The sequence below is a fragment of the Hyphomonas sp. ske169 genome (assembly GCF_056850855.1).
On sequence record NZ_CP096146.1, the window covers coordinates 1,410,693 to 1,435,925 of the forward strand.

31 protein-coding genes are annotated in these 25,233 nt (G+C 55.2%); 16 read left to right on the forward strand and 15 right to left on the reverse strand.

From position 1 onward, the window contains the following. The first annotated feature begins 1 nt into the window (after position 1). The 10 genes from yidC to MY069_RS06750 all read left to right on the forward strand — a co-directional run bounded on the left by yidC (position 2) and on the right by MY069_RS06750 (position 8,811). Positions 2-1,840, forward strand: a complete 1,839-nt coding sequence (yidC, locus tag MY069_RS06705; RefSeq protein WP_482796298.1) for a membrane protein insertase YidC — start codon at positions 2-4, stop codon at positions 1,838-1,840. 132 nt (positions 1,841-1,972) lie between these two features. Beyond that, a complete protein-coding gene (gene yihA, locus MY069_RS06710; protein WP_482796299.1) occupies positions 1,973-2,617 on the forward strand; it encodes a ribosome biogenesis GTP-binding protein YihA/YsxC in 645 nt (214 codons plus the stop codon). Further along, entirely contained in the window at positions 2,618-3,079 is a 462-nt protein-coding gene (locus MY069_RS06715) for a GNAT family N-acetyltransferase (RefSeq protein ID WP_482796300.1), read from the forward strand. A gap of 43 nt (positions 3,080-3,122) precedes the next feature. Further along, positions 3,123-4,022: an acetylglutamate kinase gene (gene argB, locus MY069_RS06720; RefSeq protein ID WP_482796301.1), complete on the forward strand. Its 900-nt coding sequence runs from the start codon at positions 3,123-3,125 to the stop codon at positions 4,020-4,022. After that, on the forward strand, positions 3,997-5,043 hold the full coding sequence (locus MY069_RS06725) for a DUF1036 domain-containing protein (RefSeq protein ID WP_482796302.1): 1,047 nt from the start codon (positions 3,997-3,999) through the stop codon (positions 5,041-5,043). Before argB ends, MY069_RS06725 begins: the two co-directional genes overlap by 26 nt. After that, on the forward strand, positions 5,033-5,746 hold the full coding sequence (locus MY069_RS06730; protein ID WP_482796303.1) for a pyrimidine 5'-nucleotidase: 714 nt from the start codon (positions 5,033-5,035) through the stop codon (positions 5,744-5,746). The genes MY069_RS06725 and MY069_RS06730 overlap by 11 nt, the downstream gene beginning before the upstream one ends. 24 nt (positions 5,747-5,770) lie before the next feature. Continuing rightward, positions 5,771-6,601, forward strand: a complete 831-nt coding sequence (dapD, locus tag MY069_RS06735; protein WP_482796304.1) for a 2,3,4,5-tetrahydropyridine-2,6-dicarboxylate N-succinyltransferase — start codon at positions 5,771-5,773, stop codon at positions 6,599-6,601. Between the two features lie 132 nt (positions 6,602-6,733). Continuing rightward, the gene (hpf, locus tag MY069_RS06740; protein WP_482796305.1) at positions 6,734-7,309 is read left to right on the forward strand and encodes a ribosome hibernation-promoting factor, HPF/YfiA family; all 576 of its coding nucleotides are present in this window, start codon (positions 6,734-6,736) and stop codon (positions 7,307-7,309) included. Positions 7,310-7,328: 19 nt separating this feature from the next. Further along, positions 7,329-7,802, forward strand: coding sequence for a PTS sugar transporter subunit IIA (locus MY069_RS06745; protein WP_482796306.1), 474 nt, complete (start codon positions 7,329-7,331; stop codon positions 7,800-7,802). Positions 7,803-7,869: 67 nt separating this feature from the next. Beyond that, positions 7,870-8,811, forward strand: coding sequence for an MBL fold metallo-hydrolase (locus MY069_RS06750; protein ID WP_482796307.1), 942 nt, complete (start codon positions 7,870-7,872; stop codon positions 8,809-8,811). 8 nt (positions 8,812-8,819) lie between these two features. Here MY069_RS06750 and MY069_RS06755 read toward each other — a convergent pair whose 3' ends face one another. Both MY069_RS06755 and MY069_RS06760 read right to left on the reverse strand, forming a co-directional pair. Then, positions 8,820-9,836 carry an alpha/beta fold hydrolase gene (locus tag MY069_RS06755; RefSeq protein ID WP_482796308.1) on the reverse strand — a complete coding sequence of 339 codons (1,017 nt, stop codon included), beginning with the start codon at positions 9,834-9,836 and terminating at the stop codon, positions 8,820-8,822. Positions 9,837-9,904: 68 nt separating this feature from the next. After that, complete coding sequence (locus MY069_RS06760; RefSeq protein WP_482796309.1) at positions 9,905-10,645, reverse strand: HesA/MoeB/ThiF family protein; 741 nt, start codon at positions 10,643-10,645, stop codon at positions 9,905-9,907. A 162-nt stretch (positions 10,646-10,807) separates the two neighbouring features. Here MY069_RS06760 and MY069_RS06765 point away from each other — a divergent pair, with 162 nt between their 5' ends. Together MY069_RS06765 and MY069_RS06770 are read left to right on the forward strand one after the other, a co-directional pair. Next, a complete protein-coding gene (locus tag MY069_RS06765) occupies positions 10,808-11,989 on the forward strand; it encodes a hypothetical protein (protein WP_482796310.1) in 1,182 nt (393 codons plus the stop codon). Then, positions 11,989-12,801, forward strand: coding sequence for a hypothetical protein (locus tag MY069_RS06770; RefSeq protein WP_482796311.1), 813 nt, complete (start codon positions 11,989-11,991; stop codon positions 12,799-12,801). The genes MY069_RS06765 and MY069_RS06770 overlap by 1 nt, the downstream gene beginning before the upstream one ends. 9 nt (positions 12,802-12,810) lie before the next feature. On the opposite strand, the gene MY069_RS06775 is transcribed toward MY069_RS06770, so the two are convergent. Beyond that, on the reverse strand, positions 12,811-13,470 hold the full coding sequence (locus MY069_RS06775) for an O-methyltransferase (RefSeq protein WP_482796312.1): 660 nt from the start codon (positions 13,468-13,470) through the stop codon (positions 12,811-12,813). 101 nt (positions 13,471-13,571) lie between these two features. Between MY069_RS06775 and MY069_RS06780 the strand changes: the two genes are divergently transcribed. Together MY069_RS06780 and MY069_RS06785 are read left to right on the forward strand one after the other, a co-directional pair. Continuing rightward, positions 13,572-14,384 carry a hypothetical protein gene (locus MY069_RS06780; RefSeq protein ID WP_482796313.1) on the forward strand — a complete coding sequence of 271 codons (813 nt, stop codon included), beginning with the start codon at positions 13,572-13,574 and terminating at the stop codon, positions 14,382-14,384. Between the two features lie 30 nt (positions 14,385-14,414). After that, positions 14,415-15,773 (forward strand): ATP-dependent DNA helicase, encoded by a 1,359-nt coding sequence (locus MY069_RS06785; RefSeq protein ID WP_482796314.1) that lies wholly within the window; start codon positions 14,415-14,417, stop codon positions 15,771-15,773. On the opposite strand, the gene MY069_RS06790 is transcribed toward MY069_RS06785, so the two are convergent. Then, positions 15,770-16,114, reverse strand: coding sequence for a hypothetical protein (locus tag MY069_RS06790; RefSeq protein WP_482796315.1), 345 nt, complete (start codon positions 16,112-16,114; stop codon positions 15,770-15,772). The genes MY069_RS06785 and MY069_RS06790 overlap by 4 nt on opposite strands. Before the next feature lie 58 nt (positions 16,115-16,172). Further along, positions 16,173-16,802 (reverse strand): class I SAM-dependent methyltransferase, encoded by a 630-nt coding sequence (locus tag MY069_RS06795; RefSeq protein ID WP_482796316.1) that lies wholly within the window; start codon positions 16,800-16,802, stop codon positions 16,173-16,175. Positions 16,803-16,929: 127 nt separating this feature from the next. Between MY069_RS06795 and MY069_RS06800 the strand changes: the two genes are divergently transcribed. Together MY069_RS06800 and MY069_RS06805 are read left to right on the forward strand one after the other, a co-directional pair. Beyond that, positions 16,930-17,829 carry a LysR family transcriptional regulator gene (locus MY069_RS06800; RefSeq protein WP_482796317.1) on the forward strand — a complete coding sequence of 300 codons (900 nt, stop codon included), beginning with the start codon at positions 16,930-16,932 and terminating at the stop codon, positions 17,827-17,829. Between the two features lie 46 nt (positions 17,830-17,875). Next, positions 17,876-18,121 carry a hypothetical protein gene (locus MY069_RS06805; protein ID WP_482796318.1) on the forward strand — a complete coding sequence of 82 codons (246 nt, stop codon included), beginning with the start codon at positions 17,876-17,878 and terminating at the stop codon, positions 18,119-18,121. Here MY069_RS06805 and MY069_RS06810 read toward each other — a convergent pair. The 10 genes from MY069_RS06810 to MY069_RS06855 all read right to left on the reverse strand — a co-directional run bounded on the left by MY069_RS06810 (position 18,118) and on the right by MY069_RS06855 (position 25,053). Then, positions 18,118-18,357, reverse strand: coding sequence for a hypothetical protein (locus MY069_RS06810; protein WP_482796319.1), 240 nt, complete (start codon positions 18,355-18,357; stop codon positions 18,118-18,120). The two genes, MY069_RS06805 and MY069_RS06810, sit on opposite strands and share 4 nt — an antisense overlap. A gap of 64 nt (positions 18,358-18,421) precedes the next feature. After that, a complete protein-coding gene (dut, locus tag MY069_RS06815) occupies positions 18,422-18,877 on the reverse strand; it encodes a dUTP diphosphatase (protein WP_482796320.1) in 456 nt (151 codons plus the stop codon). 46 nt (positions 18,878-18,923) lie between these two features. Next, positions 18,924-19,334, reverse strand: a complete 411-nt coding sequence (locus MY069_RS06820; protein ID WP_482796321.1) for a hypothetical protein — start codon at positions 19,332-19,334, stop codon at positions 18,924-18,926. Positions 19,335-19,599: 265 nt separating this feature from the next. Continuing rightward, the gene (gene coaBC / locus MY069_RS06825; protein ID WP_482796322.1) at positions 19,600-20,850 is read right to left on the reverse strand and encodes a bifunctional phosphopantothenoylcysteine decarboxylase/phosphopantothenate--cysteine ligase CoaBC; all 1,251 of its coding nucleotides are present in this window, start codon (positions 20,848-20,850) and stop codon (positions 19,600-19,602) included. Positions 20,851-20,986: 136 nt separating this feature from the next. Next, the gene (locus MY069_RS06830) at positions 20,987-22,780 is read right to left on the reverse strand and encodes a tetratricopeptide repeat protein (protein WP_482796323.1); all 1,794 of its coding nucleotides are present in this window, start codon (positions 22,778-22,780) and stop codon (positions 20,987-20,989) included. Positions 22,781-23,034: 254 nt separating this feature from the next. Continuing rightward, entirely contained in the window at positions 23,035-23,217 is a 183-nt protein-coding gene (locus MY069_RS06835) for a DUF2158 domain-containing protein (RefSeq protein ID WP_482796324.1), read from the reverse strand. Positions 23,218-23,277: 60 nt separating this feature from the next. Next, on the reverse strand, positions 23,278-23,673 hold the full coding sequence (gene pspC / locus MY069_RS06840; RefSeq protein ID WP_482796325.1) for an envelope stress response membrane protein PspC: 396 nt from the start codon (positions 23,671-23,673) through the stop codon (positions 23,278-23,280). A gap of 72 nt (positions 23,674-23,745) precedes the next feature. After that, complete coding sequence (pspB, locus tag MY069_RS06845) at positions 23,746-24,006, reverse strand: envelope stress response membrane protein PspB (RefSeq protein ID WP_482796326.1); 261 nt, start codon at positions 24,004-24,006, stop codon at positions 23,746-23,748. Positions 24,007-24,122: 116 nt separating this feature from the next. Continuing rightward, entirely contained in the window at positions 24,123-24,821 is a 699-nt protein-coding gene (pspA, locus tag MY069_RS06850; RefSeq protein ID WP_482796327.1) for a phage shock protein PspA, read from the reverse strand. Positions 24,822-24,900: 79 nt separating this feature from the next. Further along, a complete protein-coding gene (locus MY069_RS06855; RefSeq protein WP_482796328.1) occupies positions 24,901-25,053 on the reverse strand; it encodes a hypothetical protein in 153 nt (50 codons plus the stop codon). Positions 25,054-25,233 lie beyond the last annotated feature (180 nt).

The following is a 25,233-nucleotide window of genomic DNA, read 5'->3' on the forward strand; positions in this document are numbered from 1 at the left end:
TATGTTGCCTAATCAACAAAACGGTATGGACCCTCAGGACCAACGCAATTTCATCATCGCAATGGCGTTGATGATCGTCTTTGTGTTTGGCTATCAGTTCTTCGTCCTCGAACCCCAAGCCAAACGCGCGAATGAGGCGCGGGAAGCCGCGCAAGCTGAAGCCGGTCTTGAAACGCCAGTCGAAGCCGCCACGCCCGAGCCTTTAGAAGAGGTCATCAAAACGGTTGATGAAGCACTCACGGAAACGTCCCGCGTCGGTTTCGATGCTGATCGCGTTGATGGGTCGATCAATCTGAGCGGCGCGGTCATTGATGATCTCAATTTGAAAGATCATTATCGCACCGTCGAACGAACCGAAGAATTGCGCCTGCTCCGCCCAGCAAATGCGCCTAGTGGCTATACCGCAGGATGGAACTGGTTTGATGGCCGTGATGCGATCGCCGGATATCGCGACAATTGGACGGCGAGCGAAGAAAACTTTGGCAGCGACAACGCGACCACGCTCAGCCTCGAAAAAGACGGCATCCGGTTCGAACGCACGATCAGCGTCGACGAAAATTACATGTTCACGTTCCAAGATTCTGTCACCAATCTCGGCACAGAAACCCGGACGCTTCTGCCAATTGGTACCGTGCGCCGCTATGGCCCTTGGAAAGAATTTGTCGACGCGACAGACCCCGGTTCATCGCGCAAGACCGGCTTTGCACACCAAGGTCTGATGGGCAGCTTTGATAGCGCCCTGACTTGGCGCAATTATAACAACCTGTTCAAAGGCAAAGGCATCAAGAAAGCCGAAGACGGCATTCGCGTGGCTGAAACAGGCGGCTGGCTTGGCCTAACGGATATGTACTGGATGGCCGCGCTTGTGCCCCAGCAAGGCGAAGGTTTCAGAGCGCGCGTCCGTAATCTGGACAGCCATCTCGAAGTCTTAGTGCAAGGCGCACCCGTAGAGCTTGCGCCCGGCGCCACCGAGACCGTCACCAATCAGATTTTCGCCGGTGCAAAAGAATACGATGTCGTGAACACCTATCAAGACGCGGGCATTCCGCGTTTTGGCGATGCCATCGATTGGGGCAACATTCTCTATTACCTGACCAAAGGCTTGTTCTTCGTCCTGAACTGGCTGCAGGGCATTGTTGGCTCATTCGGCTGGGCGATTATGGCGCTTGTGGTCCTGGTTAAGCTGCCGCTCGTGCCGCTCTATAATCAGAGCTACAAATCCATGGCCAAAATGAAAAAACTGGCCGAGCCGATGAAAGAGATTTCGGAGCGGTTCAAAGCGGATCCGCAGCGCCGGCAGCAAGAAGTTATGAAGCTGTATCAGCGCGAGAAAGCCAATCCATTGGCGGGCTGTGTGCCGATCCTGCTGACCATTCCAATCTTTATCGCGCTTTATAAGACGCTCTATGTCACGATCGAAATGCGGCACACGCCGTTCTGGTTCATCAATGACCTGTCGGCGCCAGATCCAACCGCGATCGGCAACCTTTTTGGCCTCCTGCCTTGGGCCGCGGCAGATGTAAAAGCCATCCCAATCCTCGGCTTTGTGATTGGCATCGGGATCCTTCCGATCCTTTACGGTGTCACCATGGCGGGTATCCAGTCGCTGTCACCGCCGCCACCAGATCCAACTCAGCGCACGATTATGATGGCGCTGCCCTTTGTCTTTATGTTCGTGTTTGGCGGATTTGCAGCGGGCCTGGTGCTGTACTGGGTCTGGTCAAACATCCTCTCACTTGGCCAGCAATATTTCATCATGCGCCGAAACGGGGTCGAGACACAGCTCGACAAGCTCATCAAACGATTAATCGGGCGGGGCTCTTCCACCCCGGCAGAATAATCCAAAAGCCGTGTTCCTGACGAATGTCAGGACCCATGGCGGCCGGGACAAGGAATTACGACCGGTCTCAACCGCCATAGGCCCCGCTTTGCAGCGGGGAGGCGGCGTCAGAGGCGCAGAGAAGGCCAAGAGATGACAGAGCTGACGTTTTCAGAAGAAGCCCTCGAGACAGGCCGTAAGCTCTGTATGGGGCCGGTCGAGTTTGTACTCGGCGCCGCGAGCTTGAGCCAGCTGCCTGATGGCAATCGCCCAGAAATCGCGTTTGCGGGACGGTCAAACGTTGGCAAATCGTCTTTGATCAATGCGGTGTTGAACCGTAAAAATCTCGCTCGTTCGTCTGCTGAGCCAGGCAAAACAAGAGAACTCAACTATTTTGACCTTGGCGATGGCAAGCTCTGGCTCGTTGACCTGCCAGGCTTTGGCTATGCAAAAGTCTCCCGCGATCAGCAAGCCAAATGGGTTCAGCTCACCAAACGCTATTTACGCGGTCGCGCGAACCTGCGGCGCGTCTTCCTGCTGGTCGATAGCCGCCGCGGCTTGATGGACACCGACCTCGAAACTATGGCCATGCTCAACACCGCCGCTGTGACCTATCAGATTGTCTTGACCAAAGCCGACAAGATCAAAAAATCGGACCTCGACGCCGTTACGAAGAAAATTCAGGACGTGTTGAGAAAAAATCCAGCCGCGCATCCGATTCCGCGCGTGACATCTTCTGAAAAAGGCTTTGGAATTGCCGAATTGCGAGCAGAGATCGGGCAAATCACGGAGATCTAAATGTCGGTCAGAATTCTAAGCGCCAATCTAAAGGCCCCAGAATTTATTGCTTTGATCGACACCCATGCTGAGCTGATGCTCAGTCTCTCCCCACCCGGCAGTTGTCACTTTCTACCCATGGAAGGGCTCAAAGACCCTGCGGTGACGGTGTGGGAAATGCGCGACGGCGAAGACTTGGTCGGTTGCGGCGGCCTGAAAGAGCTCTCCGCAATGCATGGCGAGATCAAATCCATGCACACGCTAGCCTCCAAACGCGGCGCTGGGCTTGGTCGTAAAATGCTTGATCATGTGATGACTGAAGCCAAGGCCCGCGGCTATCACCAGCTCAGCCTGGAAACTGGCAGCATGGATGGATTTAAGCCCTCGCGAACCCTTTATCAGAGCAGCGGCTTTGAGATCTGTCCGCCATTTGGCGACTATGTCGAAGACCCGCACAGCGTGTTCATGACAAAGCTGCTCTAAGGACCATTCCTATCGCGGCCAAATCCGGCTAAGAGCCAGCGCCATGACCGATACGCCCCTGCCGCCCGCCCAATTGACCGCAGAAACGCTTTCAGAGGCTCTGCCTTATATTCAGCGCTATGCTGGCCGCACCATTGTGATCAAATTTGGCGGGCATGCGATGGTCGATGAGGCTTTGTCCGATGCTTTTGCGCGCGATGTCGTCCTGCTGAAACATCTCGGCGCCAATCCTGTCATCGTGCATGGCGGCGGGCCGCAAATCGCCAAATTGCTGGAGCGGCTCGGCATTCAATCAGAATTTCGCGATGGGCTGCGCGTTACCGATGACGCGACCATGGAAGCTGTGGAAATGGTCCTCTCCGGCCCGATCAATAAATCCATTGTGCGGGCGATTAATGCGGCGGGCGGCAAAGCGGTTGGCTTGTCTGGTTCTGATGGCGACCTGATGCGCGTCACCAAAGCGACCCGGACCCAAAGAGACGCGACCAGCGAGATCGAGAAAGTGGTCGATCTCGGCTATGTCGGTGAACCTGACAAAATTGACATCTCTGTCCTCAACGCCCTGATGGAAAGCGAAAAAGCCATCATTCCGGTGATTGCGCCGGTGGGCGTCGGCGATGATGATCGGCGCTATAATGTTAACGCTGATACCGCTGCAGGCGCCGTGGCAACGGCGCTTCAGGCCAAACGCCTCTTACTGCTCACCGATGTCGCGGGCGTGCTCGACAAGCAAGGCGCGCTCTTACGAGAGATCCGCCGCGATCAGGTCGAAGGCTTGATGCAAGATGGCACGATCAGCGGCGGCATGATTCCAAAGCTTGAAACCGCCGCGAAAGCCGTCAACATGGGAGTTGGCGGGGCAGTTATTCTAGACGGGCGTGAACGTCACGCTCTGTTAATGGAGCTCTTCACCGAACATGGCGCAGGTACCTTTGTTTATTAAGTTCATTCTTGGATTTTTCGCGATCGCGTTTACCTTGGCTTTACCCATGAACGCTGCGGCGCAAAGCAATTCGAATGGCTGGGAAGTCTGCAACGAGACCAGCTGTATTATCGAGGCTGCGACCGGACGCTATGAAGGCCAAGGCGTGGTTGTCGAAGGTTGGACCAGACTGCGCCCAGGCGCCTGCTCCCGCGTGATCGAAGGAGATTTGCGGCCGGGCATCCACTATCTCTTCGGGCGCTCGTCCACTGCGCATCGCGGCGGCCGCAAAGTTTGGGCCGGAAAAAGCAAACTTTGTATCGACCCTACTGGCAGTTTTGCCGTTGAAAATATTCCAGATTGCGGGGTGATGGGGCTCGAAGAACGCGAGTTCCGTCCGGTCCTGGTTGAAGATGATAAACGCTGGCGGACCAGCTTTACCGAAACCGAAAAGCGCAACCTGGATCAAGCCAGCGCCGCAGGTGTGCAACGTCTGCTGGATAATGCGGGCGTCTATTCCGGACAGATTGACGGATATCTTGGCCGCAAAACCCGCGCCGCGATTGGCGATTTCCTCAAGTCAAAAGGGCTTGCGTCCGACACATCTGATGCCGATCTGATGGACATTCTGGAGCAAACCGCCATCGATCGGGCTCGGAATGTCGGCCTAACCTTCTGTAATCGCACGAATAATCGTATCTGGAGCGCCATGGCGCGGCGGCGCGGTGAAGGTTGGGAAAGCCGCGGCTGGTGGCTCTTAGAGGCTGGCGGCTGCGCCCGCGTGATCGATGAGCCGCTCTTACAAGCTGGTCTATTTGCCTATGCCGAAATGGAAACAGGCGATGGCAGTATCCGCACTCTGACCCGCGGCAGCGATGATTTTTGCGTCTCGAAGGCAAAATTCGCGATTTCAGGGAATGAAGCTTGCGAGGAGGCGGCCTATCGCACCGGCCAATTCGTTGCGACGCCAGCGCCGGTCAATCGCCGTCTCGTATTTGAGTTTTTTGAGCGCGACTTTGGGGATCCCGTGGATGCCAGCTGATACAGAAGCGGGCACACCCCGCCTCCAAGACCGCCGCGCGTGGGTCTTTGACTTAGATAATACGCTCTATCCAGCCGAATGTGACCTATTCGCCGAGATCGATCAGCGCATGACTGATTTTGTGGCCCGTTTTCTGCGCCTGCCGCGAGATGAAGCCCGCGCCACACAGAAGCGCTATTATGCCGAACATGGCACCACTCTGAACGGGTTGATGTCGATGCATGGGATGGAGCCGGACGAGTTTTTGGCACATGTGCATGAAATCGATCTCTCGCCGCTGCCGAAAACGCCAGACCTTGCCGACGCCATCCGGGCGCTTCCGGGCCAGAAATTTGTCTACACAAACGGATCCCGCGGACACGCGAAACGGGTGACGGAGTATATGGGTTTGGGCGATGTGTTCGACGGGCAGTTTGCGATCGAAGACAGCCAATTTATCCCCAAACCCAACCAAAAGTCTTATGACGCGTTTCTCAAGGCGTATGGTGTCGACCCGCAAGCATCTGTTTTCTTTGAAGATTTAACGCGAAACCTGAGCCCAGCCAAAGAGATGGGTTTTGCTACCGTCTTGGTTCAATCAGACAAAGATTGGAGCCATGAACCTGCGGCGGCGCGCCCCGCTGGAATAGGGGATGACCTACCCCTACATATCGACTATGTGACGCGCGACCTGACAGCGTTTGTCCGTTCGATAATGCAATAAGATAGCAGAAAGACAGAAAATAAGATGCCTGATCGCTTAGCCGCTTTGATCAATGCTGCCTGGGAAGACCGCGCGGACCTCAATACCGACACCAAGGGCGAAATTCGCGAAGCCGTAGATGCGTCTCTGTCTCTGCTCGATAGCGGCGAAGTCCGTGTCGCTGCGCCCGATGGCCAAGGCGGCTGGACCGTCAATGAGTGGTTGAAAAAAGCGGTTCTGCTCTCCTTCCGTCTCAACTCGAATGTGATCATGGACGGTGGCCCCGGCCATCGCGGCAAGTGGTGGGACAAAGTTCCAAGCAAATTCGAAGGCTGGGGCGCTTCAGAGTTCGAAGCGGCTGGATTTCGGGCGGTTCCGCCCGCTGCCGTCCGCCGCGGATCTTATATCGCGCCCGGCGCGGTCCTGATGCCATCCTTCGTGAATATTGGCGCTTATGTGGATAGTGGCACTATGGTCGATACATGGGCGACGGTCGGTTCCTGCGCGCAAATCGGCAAAAATGTCCACATTTCCGGCGGCGCCGGCATTGGCGGCGTTCTCGAGCCACTTCAAGCCAGCCCGGTCATTATTGAAGACAATTGCTTTATTGGCGCCCGCGCTGAAGTTGCAGAAGGCGTGATTGTCCGCGAAGGCTCCGTCCTCGCCATGGGGGTGTTCCTGTCGCAATCCACCAAAATCGTTGACCGTCAAACCGGCGAAATCCGCTATGGTGAAGTGCCGCCTTACTCTGTTGTGGTGCCTGGCAGCCTGCCTGGTCAGAATGGCGGGCCAGCCTTAGCTGCGGCAATTATCATCAAAACAGTCGACGAGCGCACCCGCTCCAAGACCGGTATTAACGAGCTTTTGCGCGATTAATCGCGCCGATGTGACAGAGACGTCATTGGAATAGGACTTGCATTCAAACACTTATCCACCCTTTTATTGTGGATGGGGCTCGCTTTGACGAAATTGCCCGCTATAGTGGGTTTTTAATAGACGGAGTTCTCCGTGACGATAAAAATCGCTGGAAGACATATGGATGTAGGAGACGCGCTTAGCGAGCGTATCTCTGATGGGCTAGAAGCCGCCGTTACCAAGTATTTTGACCGAAGTTTTGATGGCAATGTCACCGTTGAGAAACGCGGGCATGAGATCATCACCGATTGCAATGTGCATCTCCCATCAGGGATTGTGCTGCAATCGACAGGAGCCGCAAGTGATCCATACGCCTCTTTGGAGGAGTCGCTTGAGAAGATGGAGAAACGGGTTCGCCGTTACCATCGACGTCTAAAGGATCACCACAAACGCACGCCGCTGCCGAGTGAACCTGCAACCGCCTTTATTCTTAAAGGTGGGGAAGATGAATTGCCCGAAGATAAGGGCGAAGCCCCGCTCATCGTGGCAGAGTCAGCGTCAGATGTGAAAACCATGTCCGTTTCCGAAGCTGTTATGCAGCTTGAGCTGTCAGACACCCCTGCCGTTTTGTTTCGAAATGTGAAACACAGCGGCCTGAATATGGTGTACCGGCGCGAAGACGGCAATATTGGGTGGGTTGACCCGGCTGGACATTCCGCCACCGGTTGAACCGACAGGTCTGAGTAAAATGGCAAATGATCTTTCAAGCCTCCTTGCGGAGGGCGTAATCCTTGGTCCGCAATCAAGCGAGAGTCGGAAACAGATTCTCAGCACACTTGCGAACGCGATTGGTGCAAAACATGGGCTCGACGGCCGCGATATTTTCGACGCCGTAATTGAACGCGAGAACCTCGGATCGACCAGTGTCGGCGAAGGCGTTGCGATTCCGCACGCGCGTATCCCGCAATTAAAGGCGCCAGTCGGCGCATTTGTACGGCTTCACGAAGGCGTTGATTTCGACGCGATTGATGGCCGCCCATGTGATCTGATCTTTATGCTCTTGGCACCGAATGCTGCTGGCGCGGACCATTTACGTGCCCTGGCGCAAGTTAGCCGGGCATTTCGAAATGAAGCGTTTCGCACCGCGCTGAGAAGTGCGACGGATCTCGACAGCCTGACCGGTTTCCTTTGCCCGCAAGCGATGGAAGCGAGCGCCGTCTAACCGGATCGTGATTGGCGAAATCAGCGCCTAGATATATATCTCCTCTCACTTGAGGAGTGACACAATCATGAAAACTTTTGCTAGCCTGACCGTGCTCGGGCTTCTTTCTAGTCCCTTGGCTCTGGCCCACGGACCGCATGTTCCACTGACCCAACAAGCTCAACCGGTGCAGATCACCACCACCGATCTCGGCGATGGTCTCTACATGCTGCAAGGCCGCGGCGGGAATATTGGTGTGCTGGCTGGCGAGGACGGCGTGTTCGTCATTGATAGCCAATATGCCGATATGGCGCCGGGCATTTTGAGCGCGATTGATGAGATTGCCGGCGAAGCGCCGCGCTATTTGGTCAACACGCACTGGCATGGCGATCACACAGGCGGTAATGCGATTATTGGCGAGACGGGGACAACCGTCATTGCGCATGAAGGCGTTCGGGAGCGCGTCACCGTCGATGTCACGCGCGATTTCTTTGGCCAAGAATCAACCACGCCCGCGCTACCAAACGCGGCTTGGCCAGTCATCACCTTTAATGATGAGATGACGCTCTATTTGAACGGACAGACGGTTCGGCTGATCCACGCGCCAACCGCGCACACAGATGGCGATACATTCGTCTATTTCGAAGAAGCCGACGTCTTGCACACGGGCGACCTTATGTTCAGCGGCATGTTCCCTTTTGTGGATGTCACTTCAGGCGGGACTTTTGCCGGGTTCACGGCCGCGTCACAAGCGATGGCGGACCTGATCACCGATGAGACGCGCATCATTCCAGGGCATGGTCCTTTATCGACCAAATCCGACATCGCGGAGATTGTTGATATGCTGGAAGGCACAACCGCGGCCGTTCAAGCGGAGATCGATGCCGGAAAAGACATTGAGGGCATTCTTGATGCCGCGCCGCTAACCCCGTGGGTAGAAGACTGGGCCTGGGGCTTCATCGATGAGGCACGGTTCACCCGTCTGATCTATGCCGATCTCGGAAGTGCCGAAGCGCCTGAGAGCGAGTAGAGCGAGGCTTAGTTGCCATCCTCAGTCAATCGAGGGTCGCCGGCGGGGATGATGACCTCATCCTCCACGGTGCTCCACTCGACATCCATCATGAAAGCGCGGACATCGGAGATCGATTGCTCCGCGTTTTCTTCTTGGGGCAAATGACCAACGCCCTCATAGACGGCGAGAGTCGCGCCTGGGATTGCATCTGCAAATTTCTGCGCGCCGGAGACGGGAACAAGATTGTCGTCCGTGCCCCACATGACCAACGTCGGAACCGAGATTGCAGAAAGCGCTGCAGCGGTCGCTTCAACCCGTTCGCCAGCCATAATGGCCAACAAAGTCGCCCGGTGCCCCGGCGCCCGAGACAGCGCCACATAGCGCTCGACCAGCTCGTCGGTGACAAAGGACTGATTGGTGTAAGACCCCTCAAGCCCTGACCTCGTCAGCGAAGTCATATCCAGATCTTTCAGCAAAGTCCGCGCAATGGGATTGGACAGAAGCGTGAATATGAATGGCGATCCGTCGCCCTCCCCTTCCTCTTCCGGCCAGCCAGAGGCAGCGACCAAAATCAGTCCGTCTAGCGTTTCGGGATATGCCAGCGCATAGGACCAGGCGGTGTTGCCGCCCATTGAATTCCCGGCCAGCGTGAACCGCTCAACCCCCAAATCTTGGGTGACTTCGTGAACGACCTCCGCAAACCGTTCAATCTTGGCTTGGCTCGGATCTTCCGCGCGGGTCAGGCCATGACCGGGCAAGTCAAGCGTGATCACTCGGTAATCAAGCTCAAGCGCCGTTTTCCACGCTTCCCATGTGTGTAGAGACGCCGAAAACCCGTGCACGAGCACCAGTGCCGCACGATCTTGCGGCCCGGTATCAGTATAATGGACTTTCAGCCCATCATCTAAAGTCATGAATTGCGTGTCAGGGACCGAATATACGGTCTCAAGCGTATCGTAAGGGATATCGGCTCTTCTGAGCGCTAACCACCCGGCGGCAAGCACCGCAATGATGGTGAGACTGACGGCAAGCATTCTGCGCATCAAACAAGTACTCCACGACGGCCCACTGTCGTAAAACCGTCAAAAATTAACGATGTCAAAGAAAAGTTTCATGATGCGCAGACCGAACAATCCGGGTTCGGACGAAGTTTTAAGAGGCGGCTTTCCCCCGATAGCCCATCAATAATGAGCAATCGACCAATCAGTGGTTTTCCCGCACCGGTGATAAGTTTTATCGCCTCGAGCGCCATGCGTGTGCCGACCATGCCGGTGAGCGCGCCCACCACCCCAACATCATCGCACGCTTCGGCGGCAGGCGGCAGTTCTGGGACGAAGCATGAATAACAAGGCGCTTCTGGTTCCACGCCCGAGGCATAGACCGAAACCTGTCCGCTCCACCGGCTGGCGGCGCCTGAGACCAGCAGACGCCCCGTCTCATGCGCAAGCTGGTTGAGGGCAAAGCGGGTTTCGAAATTATCCGTGGCATCGATCAGGATCGATCCAAGCGGCTCAGAGTCTGCTCCGAACCGTTCCTGTTTAACACTGACCGACACATCTGGGTTCAGCGCCACAAGGCGCGTTTGCAGAAGCACCGCTTTCGATAGGCCGATATCAGCCTCGGAAAACTGCACCTGTCTCTGCAGGTTCGAGCGATCCACCGCGTCATCATCCCAGATCTCGATCTCACCAATGCCCGCAGCGGCGAGATACAGCGCGCAAGGCCCGCCAAGCGCACCAGCGCCAATGATCGATACTTTTGCATCGCGCAGCTTTTGCACACCAGGACCGCCAATCTCCTTTAGGAGAATGTGGCGTTTATGACGCTCGAGCTGATCTGCGGTGAAAGCCATGACATCTCTTTATAGGCCGGAACAAAATGTGGCGAGTGAGAACACCACCCGCCTGATATTGTCATGTCTCTGACATATTTCATCATTTTTCACCAAACGCCTGCCACAAGTCCTTACTAAAAGGTTAACAACTGACTAGGGTTCCTTTTGGGAGGATGGCTGATGAGTGACAACACGCCAAACATGGCGGGCGCACTATCGAAAGAAGACATTGTCGATCTGACGAAACGTCCGAGTGATGCTTATAATCAAGTCATCCTGCAAGCCGATTACACGACCCGCGCAGCCCTCAGCTTTTACCGTTTTCGCCAGCTGGGCGGTGATTATCACCTCCCCGCAAAACGCAAAAAGAAGGCAGATGAGGCCGACACATCCAGCCAAAGCGGCGAAGCAAATGCCCGTCATGCGAAGCTGAAACTCGGCCAGACCACCGGTCGCGGCGTCCATTATATATCCAGCCACCCAAAAGTACCGATGCTGCAAATGTCGATCATCGCACTGATGATTATCTTTGAAAGCGCTGCAAACGCCTATTTCTTCGCCAAGGAGAGCGAGTTTGGCCTGGCGGGCGGTATTTTCCAGGCGGCGGCTGTCTCGCTTGCGAACGTGGCCACGGCCTTCTTCATCGTCGGTTATTGGGGCATGCGCCATATCTCGATGCCGTTCGATATCGACAATATTTTCAGCCGCCGAAACCTCTATGTGGTGATGGGTCTGGTCGCGATTATTGTCGGGCTTTCTCTCGTTTTCTTGGTCAATCTCTCAGCCGCGCACTACCGAAATATTTTGGATATGCAGGCTTTGGGACAGGGATTACCAGCAGACCTACCAACAACCGTGCTTCCGCATTTCATCGTCGACCCGGCGGTGTGTGATAAGATCCTCAGCTCGCCGCTTGGGGAAACGCTGGGCAGCGCTGCAACAAATGCGATGTGCCGTCCATTTGCCCTACACTCATTAGACGCGATGGTCCTGTTCGCCCTCGGGCTTGCGATCGCGGCCTTCGCTGCGTTTGAAGGCCGACGGCTCGATTCACCTTTCCCGGGCTTCTCTGATTCCGCCCGCGGCCTTGAGCGGGCCCGCTCAGACCTGCAAGACGCGCTCTATGATTTCGAAGAGAGCTATGAAGATATCAAAGAGCTGGTGCTGGAAGTGAAATACGGCCCAGAAGAGATGGAAGATAAAGACCTCAGCGCTCAAGAGAAAATGATCATCCATCGCACCATGCAAGAGATGGTCGCGCCGTACCAGAAACTGCTAAGAACCACCGATGATGGCTTGTCAGACGAGTTTGGTCTCGAGCATGCTATTATTGATCAGTTTCGGGTGAAGGCAGAACACTAATGGCGCGGCGTCGGCGATCCAGGCAGAAGAAGCAACGCAATCAGGCCATCCTGAATTTCGTCCTCGCGGGTCTCGCCGTGGCGATTATCGGCTTCTCATTTTTTGCCCTTCAACCCGAACCCTATGATGAGATGACGCTTTGCGAGCTGTCTGATGAGCTGCCGCCCCACACAGCCATTATCATCGACAAGACCGACGAATATAGCGAGCAGCAGGCTGGATTGATCGCCGCCATCATTCGCCGCTCGCGCGACCGTCTCGAAGTTGGCGAACGGTTTACGCTATTCGAATTGGACCAGTTCGGGCAATTCGATCCGCGCGGCGAGTTCTCGCTGTGCAATCCTGGGCGCGGCGACCAAGTCAACGCCCTCTTCCGCAATCCAGAGCGGATCGAAGAACGGTTCAATGAGAAGTTCGATCGCCCGCTGCAAACCGTTTTGGAAGACTTAGTCGTCCCAAAAGAAGCGCCGAACAGTCCGGTCCTAGAAGCCATGGCGCGGCTCGGACAAACCGAAGCCTTCTCTGATCGCGTGCCCCAGCGGCGGATCGTGATCATTTCCGACATGCTGCAAAATTCAGACGTGTTTACCGCCTATGGCGGCGGTGGATCTATTCCGGACAATATGCCGAGCGCGCTGGAGGTTGCGGACATGACGATGCGGCGGTTCGGCGACAGTCTGGACGGAGTGGCCTTGGAGGTCCGATTGATCCCGCGTCAACGTTATGTCGACATGCAGCGCGGCGCTTTGAAAGATTATTGGAACCGAGTGTTTGCTGAGCTTGGCGTCGATGTTACTTGGCGCGATCTTTAGCGCGCGATCTTAGCAGACGCGGAAAATCGCCATTCCATCATAGCCTTTGGCGCCAACCGTTTGCAGCGCGGTCATGTCGACCCCGTCTAAGGTCCCGGCATAAGCCATCATCGCCCGAACCCCGCGCACACTGTTCTCTGTGCTCTCGGCATCGATCACCGCCCCGCCGCGGATGATATTGTCAGCGACAATGACCGCGCCTGAGCCGGTCAGATTCAAAGCCCGTTCGAGATAGTTCTTGTGATTGACCTTATCGGCATCAATGAAGACGAAATCGAACTGGCGCCCCGCCGCAATTTCCGCGTCCAAGACCTCCATGGCTGGGCCGGTGCGGAGATCGATCCGGTCGCCAAAGCCAGACCCATCGATATTTTCTTGCGCAATCGCTGCGGTTCGCGTGTCGATTTCGGTGGTGATCAATGCCCCGCCCTCGGGCAGCGCTCGCGCCATTGCAACGGCGGAATACCCGCCTAGACACCCGATCTCTAAGACCCGTTTCGCGCCACTCATTTTGATCAACAGGGCCAAAAACGCGGCCTGAAGGGGCGTGACGGCGTGCGGGACCAGTCCCGCCGCTTCACTATTCTGGGCAATTTGCTCCAAAACAGGGTCTGTTCGGAGCAAATTTTCCTCGAGATAGGTGTCTATAGCGGTATGAATATCGGTCATGCTGAAGGTTAATTTCCCTTAACGGTGCTTGGGCCTTGAGCCCTGCCACAATCACGCCTACCACTTAGGTCGGAGTGTAGAGTTTCACAACAAAGGTCGCCATGCTGGGAGCCCAATTGCGTTTATTTGCGCTCGCAAGTTTCGTATTGCCGTTGGGCGCTTTGGCGCAAGACGTCAGCGGCGCCCGCGCCTCGTTCCCGAACAATGCCGGACAACTTTACGAAGAAAATCAAGGCGATGTGACTCTGCCGCTCGCCTCCTTCGATGCGGCTGACAGCAATGACGTGCAAGCGGTCTCCGTTCCAGTTGAGAATTTAGCGACGCCGATGCGTTGCATGACCGCCTGGTCCTATTTAGCAGGCCGCGCCATCGAATCCCCAGAAGCGTTAAGCGAGCTTCATCCAGATTTCACTGAAGCCACGGCCAGTGCCCACTGGCAGCATTGGCTCAGCGCCGACCTTGCTGCCAATCAAGGCGTGTTGAGTGCGGATTTTCATCAGCGCCGTCTGGCGGCGGAACGGGCCTTTAGCGTCGCCTTAGCCCGCGGCGAAGAAGCCTATGCCTTCCAGACACTAGGCACCTGCTATGTCCGCCCTGTTCTGCGAGAGCTTGGCGACCCGACACAGCTGCTTAGAAATTTTATGATTGAGCATCAAGGCCTGCCGGAAGCGTATGCGGTTCCAGTCCTGCAACGCCAATTGCGAGCTTTTCCAATTTCGGAGGCGGACGAGTTAGAAACGGAAACAGATTGCGTTGAGCTCGATGGCACAATCGAGAGCAAGATACGGGATCGCGCCAAGCTGCAATGCTTCGATCGTGGCGGGATTCTGGCTTCAAAAGTAAAAGTCTCAATCGAGCAAGCAGACACCATCTGCCGAATAACCGCCGCGGTTCAGTGCGAGAACATTCCCTAGCTGGGCAAAGCTCGCTATGGCATGGCGCCTATGAGTGATTTGCCTGTTCCCGCTGGTGCTACACCGCCTGAAACGATCTATGCGAAACCGGCTGCTTGGGTGGCCAGCGGCGCAGGCGCGCAAGGCAATTTGTTTCTGACCGGGCGCGCTGGGACGGGCAAAACCACCCTACTTCGAAAGTTCATGGCCGAAGCCGGCGAAAGCGCGATTGTGCTCGCCCCGACTGGGGTCGCCGCAATGAATGCTGGCGGCCAGACCTTGCATTCCTTCTTCAAGTTCCCGCCACGCTTGATCGAACCGCAAGATGTGAAGCGGCTGCGGACGGCACGTCTCATGAAAGCGGCTGAGACGATCATCATCGATGAGATTTCCATGGTCCGCGCCGACATGCTCGATGCCATTGATCGCAGTTTGAAGCTCAATCGCGGCTCTAAACGGCCATTTGGCGGCGTGCGGATGATCTTGTCTGGCGACCTGCACCAACTGCCGCCCGTGGTTCGCGGTGATGAAGACCCGATCCTCAAAGAGCGTTATGGCGGGCATTATTTCTTCAATGCCCCCGCCTTTAAAGAGGCTGAGTTCGCGCTTCTGGCGCTCAAACATGTGTTCCGCCAAGAAGACCCGCGCTTCCTGACTTTGCTTGGGGCGATGCGCCAAGGCCGGCTGACGCCTGCAGATCAGAGCGTTTTGCGCAGCGTCGTCTCAGACCGCGATGCTGTCGAAGCAAGCGAAACCCATATCGTGCTCACGCCGAATAATGCCAATGCCTATCGAATCAATCAGGCGCGGCTTGAGGATCTGCCGGGGCCAGAGAAAGTGTTCGAAGCCCGGGTGCAGGGTGATTTTGACGAGAAAACTTATCCCACCGAAGCCGACCTCGAACTCAAAGAAGGCGCGCGGGTGATGCTGATCAAGAATGATCCAGAAGGCCGGTGGGTGAACGGCTCACTGGCCGTGGTTGCGGGCTGGTCAGGGCGAAACGTCGTGGTCGAGCTTGATGGCCTCGAATATGAGATCGAACCGGCGGCTTGGGAAAAGTACAAATACTCGCTCGATCCAGAGACCAAAAAAGTCTCCCGCGAAGTGGTTGGCACATTCAAACAAGTCCCGGTGCGGCTCGCCTATGCCGTCACCATCCATAAAGCCCAAGGCCTGACTTTGGATAAGGTATATATCGACTTGGATCGTGGTATGTTTGCCCATGGGCAGGCCTATGTCGCCTTCTCCCGCGCCCGCAACCTTGAAGGCCTTGAAATCTCGCGCGCCCTACGCCCGCGAGATTTGGTGATGGATCGCAACGCGTTTGCGTTCGGAAAACTGGAGCCGATTGAAGACAATGACGCTTATCTCTTGGCGAAATTTGCCAAACAAGATGATGCCCTGATTTAAGCCGCTGCGCGGGATTTTCCGATCAACAAGGTTTTTAGATCACCGCCAACATGGAAGCTGGTGACCAACAGATAAGGCGCGAAAAACAGCATACCGCCGCTCAATGCGAGCACCGCCATCAGCCAGCCTTTTGGGCTAAACTCGTGCCGCCACACCACCCATAGCGCGGACAAAATCCAATAGCCCGCAAAGTCGAGGGTGAACTGACCCGGCCACGTCATCGTGCCAACAATGTCGATAAAGGGTGATAGAAAATCGATGCCATGATTGGCGATAATGACGGCCGTGTAGATCGCCAGACCGACAAAGAACAGGGCTGTATAAATACGCAAAATGGTCATGAGCTTCTCCTTGGAACATGCTCATGACCAATAATGTAGCGATCGCTACATTTCAAGTCTATTCTGGTTTCTGACCGACAATGAACAAAACAGGCCCATTATCGGGTTGCCAAATATGGACGGTTTTGAAGCCAATCGATTCCATATCCTTCTGCAAACGCTTGGCGGTGAAACGGTGGACTTGTGGCCATTGGCCAAGCGCATGCATGAGCGGGAACAAGGGCTCCATCAGCCGAAACATCAGTTTTTCCCGCAAACACATCGTGCTGGAAATGAAATGACCACCAGGTTTCAGCGTCTCATAGACCCGGCCCATCGCTGCCATACGATTGTCTAGCAAGTGAAGGATATTAAGCCCGAGAGCGGCATCATAAGAGCCCGGCCGCGGCTGGAAGCTATCCATATCCGCAACATCAAAAGCGACATTGGTGATGTTCTCAGGTCCGAGTTTTGCGCGGGCGATGCGGATCATTTCCGGCGACACATCGATTGCATCAATATGTTTTACATAAGGGGCATGAAGGATGGCGGTAGAGCCGGTTCCGCAGCCAAACTCCAGAACTTTCGACTCGGGCGTGAAATACTCGCGTGTGAGATCGAGCTTGATCTCATAGGCTTTCTGATTGGATATCGGTTGCTTCGAATATTTCTCGGCAGTTCGGTCCCAGAATTTGGCTTTGTCAGGCATAGATGCCTCCTCGATTAGTCCCGCGCGGCGCGGGATACATGTTTGATCAAATTGCACCCTCCCTATTTATCTATTCGGAGATCGGATAGAAATTGCAGAATATTCGAATGGACCTATACGAAAATCGATGAATTGGCAGGCGATCTCTTTTGATTGGAACCAGGTCCGGGCGTTTCTCGCAACCGCGGAAGAAGGCTCGCTTTCCGCCGCTGCGCGCGCGCTGGGGCAAACCCAACCCACGCTAAGCCGCCAAGTTGCCGCGCTAGAAGAAGAGCTTGGTGTGACCCTATTCGAGCGGGCGGGTCGCGCCATGTCCCTCACCGAAGCCGGCCGCGGTCTGTTGGACCATGTTCGCGTCATGGCGGACGCCGCGACACGGATCTCGCTCTCTGCGTCGGGGCAATCGCAGATCGTTGAAGGTAGGGTTGTCATCACCGCAACCGAGAATGTGGCGACCCATCAATTGCCGCGCATCGTCAAGAAAATTCATGCGGTCGCGCCGAACATTCAAATCGACATTCTACCTTCAAACGAGGTGCAGGATCTGACCCGTCGCGAAGCCGATATCTCGATCCGTCATGCGCGCCCCGAACAGCCAGATTTAATCGCGAAACTCCTGTTTGAAACCCGCGCTCATCTTTACGCCTCCGATGATTATCTCAAGCGTTTCGGACCGATCGCCAAAATCACCGACCTCGAAAATGCGATTTTTATCGGGCTCGATCGCACACCTGAAATGATTGAGGCGATGAAAACCTACGGCCTCAATCTGAGACAGGAGCAATTTCGGTTTAACAGCCCGAGCGGACATGTCCTGTATGAACTCGTCGCTCAGGGCCTTGGTGTCAGCATTCTCGCCAATGATATCGAGACCTATTCCGACAATGTACGGCCCTTGTTTCCCGACCAGTTGTCCATTCCTATCCCGGTTTGGCTGGTGACCCATCGAGAGCTTCACACCAGCAAACGCATTCGAATTGTATATGACATGCTGGCGACAGAACTGCCCAAATACAGATGTGTTTGACCAATCTGCATACGGATGTCAGCGTGCCCCAGAGAAGGAACCTAAAATGATCAGTTTGGCCTTGAAATGGATGGCGCGTGCCATGTTCGCGCTTGCAGTGTTTTCAGCACTGACCGCGATCTATATGTATTACACGCTTAATTTTGGCAGCTGCACCGAGGGGGGCCCAACCTGCAATGCAAATGTCGCGACCCTGTACGCATCCGGCATCGGCATTGTTGGCTTCGCTGTCTCAGGATATGCGGCGCACATAATCGCCAAAGGTTTTGCGCGCCAGCAAGACGGCGACTAGGCGAGGCGAGAAATTTCTTCACTGAGGCGTTTATCCCCGTCGGTCGTGATCTTTTCGAGCACTTTCACGCGGTCGCGCAGCCGCAGAACTTCGCGCTCGAGATCTTCCATGCGGAGTTTGGTTTCCTGATCCATCGCTGAATTGGCGCGGGTTTCGATCCAGGTCTTCACGACCCCGGCGCCGACGGCGATCAACACAATCAACACGACCATGGTGAAGGGGCTGTCGATATCCATAATTTTTTGTCCTGACTCTTATCGTTATTCGATATATAGCACGTCAGGCGTCAGACGCAAGGTTTTATCGTCCGGTTGACCCAAAGCCGCCAGCGCCGCGATCAGTATCATCGAGCGTGTCGACTTGGTTCCATACCAACCGCGTCACAGGTGCCAGCAGCATCTGGCCGATGCGCTCCCCGCGCGCGATCATAAAGCTTTCTTGGCCATGATTGATCAAAATCACTTTCAGCTCGCCGCGATAATCACTGTCGATCGTCCCAGGTGAGTTCAAGCAGGTGATCCCATGTTTCGCCGCCAGGCCAGAGCGCGGCCGCATCTGGATTTCATAGCCTTGCGGGATGGCAACGCTGAGCCCGGTTGGAACCATGGTCTTCTCGCCAGGGTTCAGCACCAATGGATCATCTTGCGGCACCGCGGCGCGCACATCCATGCCTGCCGCGCCTAGGGTTTCATAAGCGGGCAGATCGAGCCCTTCAAAATGCGGCAAAGGCCGCACAGCAACAGTAATCTCAGTCATGGTCCCGCACACCGACGGAGTCGCCCAAATGAGTCAAGCGCCGGAGTTAAGTCAGCACCGCAATTCCTATGGAAATCGCAGAAACCACCAAAGACAACGCCGCCAGCCGAGTCGAAATGATGAACCGTTTTCGGTTGTCTTGCAGATCGGCCAGCACCGAAGTCAGCAGAGGGAAATTGACGACATGGCGGTCATTGCCGAGCCGCATGTTAAAGAAATTGACCTCTTGCCCGCTCCCATTGGTCGAGCCGTATTTGGCGTTCATATGATAATAAAGACGCCCAAAAATCAGGTCAGGATCGCAGCGAAATTTCTTGCCAAGCGCATCAATATCGATCGGCACCCAGATTTTGGCGCTGCGGTTTTTATTCTCTTCAGACCAGTCAGAGAATGCTTTCAAATTGCGCTCATAGATCTTGGTCAGCAGCGTTTCGTCTGTCGGAATTGGTCGTGCCATATTGCGTCCTCTTTACGAGGCTCTTGCGTAACACGAGCAGAGGGCGATTCGAAGGCAACCGGCTTTCCGTGGCACGCGCTGCTCATGGCGCGCGTACCGCGTTCGTGGGGTCTAGAAAGAAGTTGTTTTCTCCGCCGACCCCAGCGCAGGCTGGGGTCCAGGGACGAATGTCTGTGATCAAGACCGCCGGAAATTACTTGTCCATGGATACCTGCCTTCGCAGGTATCGGCGGAAGATAGGATCATTCTAAGAGCTTTTCGCGCTCTATTGCGCTGCGATTTTGTCGGCTTCGTCGCCAAACTCTTCCGCAATGCGGGCCACAAGTCGAGTGGCGACATCCTGTTTGGTCATCCGCGGCCAACGCACTTCGATGCCGTCCCGAGTGACCAGAGCAACTTCGTTCATTTCGCCGCCCATGACATCACCGCTGACATCATTCGAGACGATCCAATCGCATCTCTTGCGTTTCAGTTTGGCAATCGCGAGCGCATCGACATCATGGGTCTCCGCTGCGAAGCCAATCACCAGGTCTGGGCGATTTTTCTTCTTGCGAGAGAGCGTCGCGAGGATGTCTGGGTTTTCAGACAGTTCCAGTGTGGGGTGCGGATCGCCATCGCCTTCTTTGAGCTTCATCTTTTTCGCGGCTGCGCGGCTGGGGCGCCAATCCGCCACAGCCGCGACCGAGATAAACACATTTGCGGGCAGCGCGGCTTGGCAAGCGTCTAGCATTTCGCGCGCAGTCTCGACCGGCACATGATCAACGCCATCTGGAACCTGTAAGGCCACCGGGCCAGACACCAATGTTACACGGGCGCCTGCTTTCGCGAGTGCCCCGGCAATCGCATAGCCTTGCTTGCCGCTTGAGTGATTGGACAGGAACCGAACCGGATCCAGCGGCTCGCGCGTCGGCCCGGCGGTCACCAAAGCATGGCGCCCGGCAAGCGGTTTGGGGTCCAATCCATAAAGCACCGGTCCATCGCTCAGCAGCGCTTCAATTCGATTGGCAATCTCAAGCGGTTCTGGCAGACGCCCAGGCCCAAACTCGCCGCACGCCATGGCGCCTTCATCGGGGTCCATGACACTCACGCCGTCGCCGCGCAGCGTCTCAACATTGCGCTGGGTTGCGGCATGCTCCCACATCCGGACATTCATTGCTGGCACCATCAGCACCGGCTTGTCGGTCGCAAGCAATGTGGTCGAGGCCAGATCATTGGCTAGGCCGTTCGCGGCTTTCGCCATCAAATCGGCCGTCGCTGGACAAACCACAACGAGGTCCGCCGACCGTGACAATTGGATATGTCCCATATCGGCTTCATCATCGAGATCGAACAGTTCGGTGAATACTTTTTCGCCAGATAAGGCAGAAACGGAAAGCGGCGTCACGAATTCCTGACCGCCTTTGGTGACGATACAACGGCTCGCAATACCGCGCCGCGCCAGCTCACGAATGAGCTCGAGCGATTTATAGGCAGCAATCCCGCCACCAATGATCAGAAGAATACGCTTATCTGACATGCCACACTTTTATGCCACTTCTGGGCCATGTGACACAAAACAAATGAAAAAACGACCACACAGATGCGTGAGATTTGCGTTTTTGGTTAATGGTTCGGGCGCCGAAGCGCAGATTCCGGCGCCTAAACCGCCAATTCTAAAGCTCACTCAGCTTCGGAACGGTGCCCTCACGGCCCAACCAAGCCTCGTCAAACAGCGACCGCGCAAAGGCCTCAGAGCGTTCATCGCGCTTGGCCTTGAACGTCTCGGCCAAACCGTACAAAGCATAGGCATTGTTCGGCGCTTTAATCAGCGTCTTGAAGAATTCGCGCTCAGCCCGGTCATATTGCCCATCCTGAAGTAAAAACAGGCCAAGTGTTTGCCGTGTCGGATAATACCACCACGTGGGTTCAAAATATGGGAGATTAGCTTCCGCTGCCGAGGCTGCTTCAAGCTTGGCAATGGCGCCTTTGAGGTCACCATTCGCCGCAAGAATACGCCCGTCTAGCGTCAGGCGAGCGACGGTTTGGATGCCCGAAAGTGGCGCGAAATAAGCGGTATCATAATCGCTAAAGCCAGGTTCTCCAGTGAGCGCCTCGAGTTTGGCAAGTTCAGTTTTCGCCTCGGCCATTTTGTTTTGCCGCGCGAAAACTGTGCCGCGGGCATAGTGCCAAGCGGTCCGCAGATAGAGGTGCGCCTGTTCAGGCTCTTCCATCGCCAACACAGTTTCATCGGTTGAGAAAATCAAATCGGTAAAGATCGGCGCGGCAGCAATATGCTCAGCCAACGGCGCTGGCGCGGCGGGATCAATCACCACCAAGCTTTCAATCTTATCCGACATTTCAAGCGCGGTCTCGGCGTCGCCCGCGAACTGCGAGCTAGCGACCACGAAATGAACATTGTGCGGATAATAGACACTGCCATAGACAGCGGCGTTTTCACTGGCTGCAATATAGGCTTCGTCGGCCTCGATCGCAGCAATATTTGACGCGTGAGACTTCTTCCATTCACCCAACCGCAAATAGATGTGTGACGGCATATGCACGAGGTGGCCCACACCGAGGTCCTGGCTGAGCAAGGCATCGGCATAGGACTCCGCCCGGAACGGATCGACGGAAGATTCAGTGATGTGAATATAGAGATGAATGGCCGGTGCAAATTCGGGATCGATCGCAAGGGCGGCTTCAATCAACTCGAGCGTCCGCGCGGTCCGACCTTTCGGATCGCGCGCGCCTGGTTCCCAATAGTCCCAAGGTTGGGTGTCCATATTGGCTTCAGCGGCGAGCGATAGGATGAATTTGTCATCTGGAAACGCGCGCGCAACTTCATCCATCGCATCGGCATAAGCCGCCGGACGTTCCTCAATTTCCGCCGCCTCAGAGACGCCATAGCGTGTATCAAGCGCCTTGATTAGCGCCGCCTCGCGAGGTGTCACGCCTTCAATTAGCTCAAGCGCTTTGCTGGCAGCGACCCGTCCTGCGGCGCCGCGATCAGGCGCATAGGGTATGTTGATATTGCTGCCAAAAGACAGCCCCTCGGCCCAATAGCACATGGCGCAACCCGGATCTTTGGCTTGCGCTTTTCGGAACGCGGCGATCGCTTCGTCATGGTTGAAATTCGCCATATGTGCCAACCCGGTATTGAACCATTTTATCGCCTCGCGGCTGGCGCTTGAAATAGGATACTGGAAATGATCGATGACTGATTGCGGAAGCTCAAATGGGTCGGAATAGTCAAAGCCAGGGTTTAAGCGCGCAGCCGTTTCTGCAGCGACCGCCGCTGATTGTTCAGACCGGCCGCTACACATGCTTTGCGAAAGTATGACCGGGTCAATGAAGGGCTGCGTCTCTGCATCTGCAGTATCCGGGTTGGTTTGATCAGCCGATACACAGGACACCACCCCCAATACACTCAGTGCGGCGCCGAACATTAAAGTCTTTGAAATTGTCATGATACGTCCTCCCTCAGAGGACTATGCCACAAGTTCGGATTGTCGTTAAGAAATGAGTCTGGGAGATCGTCGGGCGGGTCTATATTCAGTCGATTAAACCAGGCGCGCTGAACGAATGTCCGTCAATGCCGGAAGCCCCGCAAAGCTTTGCGAGACTTCCCCCCAACCGAGCGGGGTTTTCCGATCCAGTCCTCTCAGATGTGCGTTCAGGGAGAGAGAATATGAACTGGTTCAGAATTCTTTTGAGTCGCGCCTCACTCAGGCGCAACAAAACTAATCATTAGCCCTTTTTCAAACGAGGCGGCGACGGTCATTTCAACTCCGCCCGTTTCGAGCTTCACCACATCGCCTTTGACGCTTGCAAACGCGGCGAGTGATAGGGCAGCAGCGACGAGCAATCCGGTTTGGATCCCGCTTCTGATGGCCTTGCGTGTCATGGGAATTCCCCTCTCTATCCTAAACTTGCCTGATCCCTGGTTACAGATGTAACCTATTCCTTAATTCTGTTCTAGATCCTTGAACGCTTTTTTTAGACGCCACTCTTCGCTGGTGACACTGCGCTCGATATTTCGCAAACGCTCTTCAAGGTCCATGAATGTGTATTTCAGCCCAGATGCCGTGACCCGAGGCCGATCTGACACATTGCGCCAAAACTGCTCCTCTTCTGGGGCCAAATTACGGCGGCCCATCGGTTCTTTGGGTGTGATCATCGCCGCAATGATATAGGCGAAGATCGAAAATGGCCCGGCCATGACGAAAATACTCAAGACAAACAGCAGCCTAACCAATGTTGGCTCCCAACCGAACCGTTCAGCAATCCCGCCACATACTCCGAGCCAAACGCGGTCTGTCCGCGAGCGGTAAAAGCGTTTTGGGTTAGGGGAACGGAACATTTGGTCTTCTTCTCTGCTTGTATAGTGATCGTCTCTAAGGGGACGGTGATGTCGTCTTCTATAAGTCATGGTCTAATCCTCGAACCGGCGCGGCGAGAGCGGACGACGGCGGCCTTGTGGCTCTTCTTCTTGGGCGTCCAAAAGCTCTTCGATCGTATCGATCCGTCTTTCGATTGAACGCGCAGAGCGCCAAAGGTCTTCGAGCATTCGCTCATCGTCGGGCATCAGGGTCTTCTGCTTCCGCCACAGCGTGATGTAGTGAAACACCATGGCTGGGAAGATGATGAAGACGCATCCGATTGCCACAATTGCGATGATGAATTCTTCTCCCATCAGTTTGTTGCCTCAGTTTTTGCCTTGCGGCGGTCTTCTAGGTGGAGGGCAATCAAGCCCGGAGCGGTAATCGCGGTCAAAAAACCAGCTAAGATCGCAAACGGTAATAACATGGACTAGCCCTCCTTTTTGTCAGCAGGCTTTGCTGCTTTTGTTGTGGTTTTCGAGCGGGCTTTTTTCAAAGCCGTGAGTTCCGCTTCGATCGCGTCATTGCGCTCGAGAGCCGCAAACTCTTGCTCCAAAGATGGCTCAACACCGCGAATGGTTTCAGCATAAGCCTCGAGCTCATCGACTTTGCGCTCGACGGAAGAATAGCGCGCCAGGGCATCATCTACGCGAGTGTCATAAGTTTGCTCACGAACCCGAATACGCTGCTCGGCGGCGTCCCGGCGCATCATCAGCGCGCGGTGCTTGGCTTTCGCTTCATCCAGTTTGGCTTGCAGACGAGACAAATCATCCTGACGCTTGTGAAAAGCTTCTTCAGCAAGATCCATCGCTTCTTGGCGGCGTGTGATTTCTTGCTCGGCTTTCTTCTTGGCGATCAGCGCGCCGCGGGCGAGATCTTCGCGACCTTTATCAATGGCGAGGCCAGCTTTGGCTTCCCAATCAGCGCGGATTTCAGAATAGTGCGCAATCTCGCGCTCCATTTCTTTTTTGTCGGCCATGGCACGCGCAGCAGCGGTGCGAACTTCGACCAGCGTGTCTTCCATTTCTTGGATCATCAGACGCGCGATCTTTTCTGGGTTTTCAGCATTGTCCAGCATCGCATTGATGTTGGAATTGATGATATCGCCGAGGCGAGAGAACATTCCCATGATATTTTTTCCTTGTATCTTTTGGGGTTCAACGGGGGGAGTGGGAGGAAACGCGGTTTCTTTTGGCTGTGTTCAGCTCTTAGAAGAAGAAGCCGCCGAGAAAGACACCAGCGACAAAGAACATCCATGTCTCTGGTGAACGAGTGGAGAGGTAGCGGCCAAAGCGGCCACTCTCACGGCGGGCCTGGTCGTAACGGTCGCCATAGCCATTTTCGTAAGAGCGCTCAGTCATTGTTTTCTTTCCTTCTTGCGAGCGACCCGACTGGCCGCCATGCCAAAATGATTTCAAGGACCGTGCCAGTTTTGAGTTAAATTCATATTGCGTTGTTTTTATTGGAAATATTTTTATTTTCGCAGTTCTGACTTAATTGAATTTAGCGAATTACACTCATAAATCTGGTTGTTTTGACCA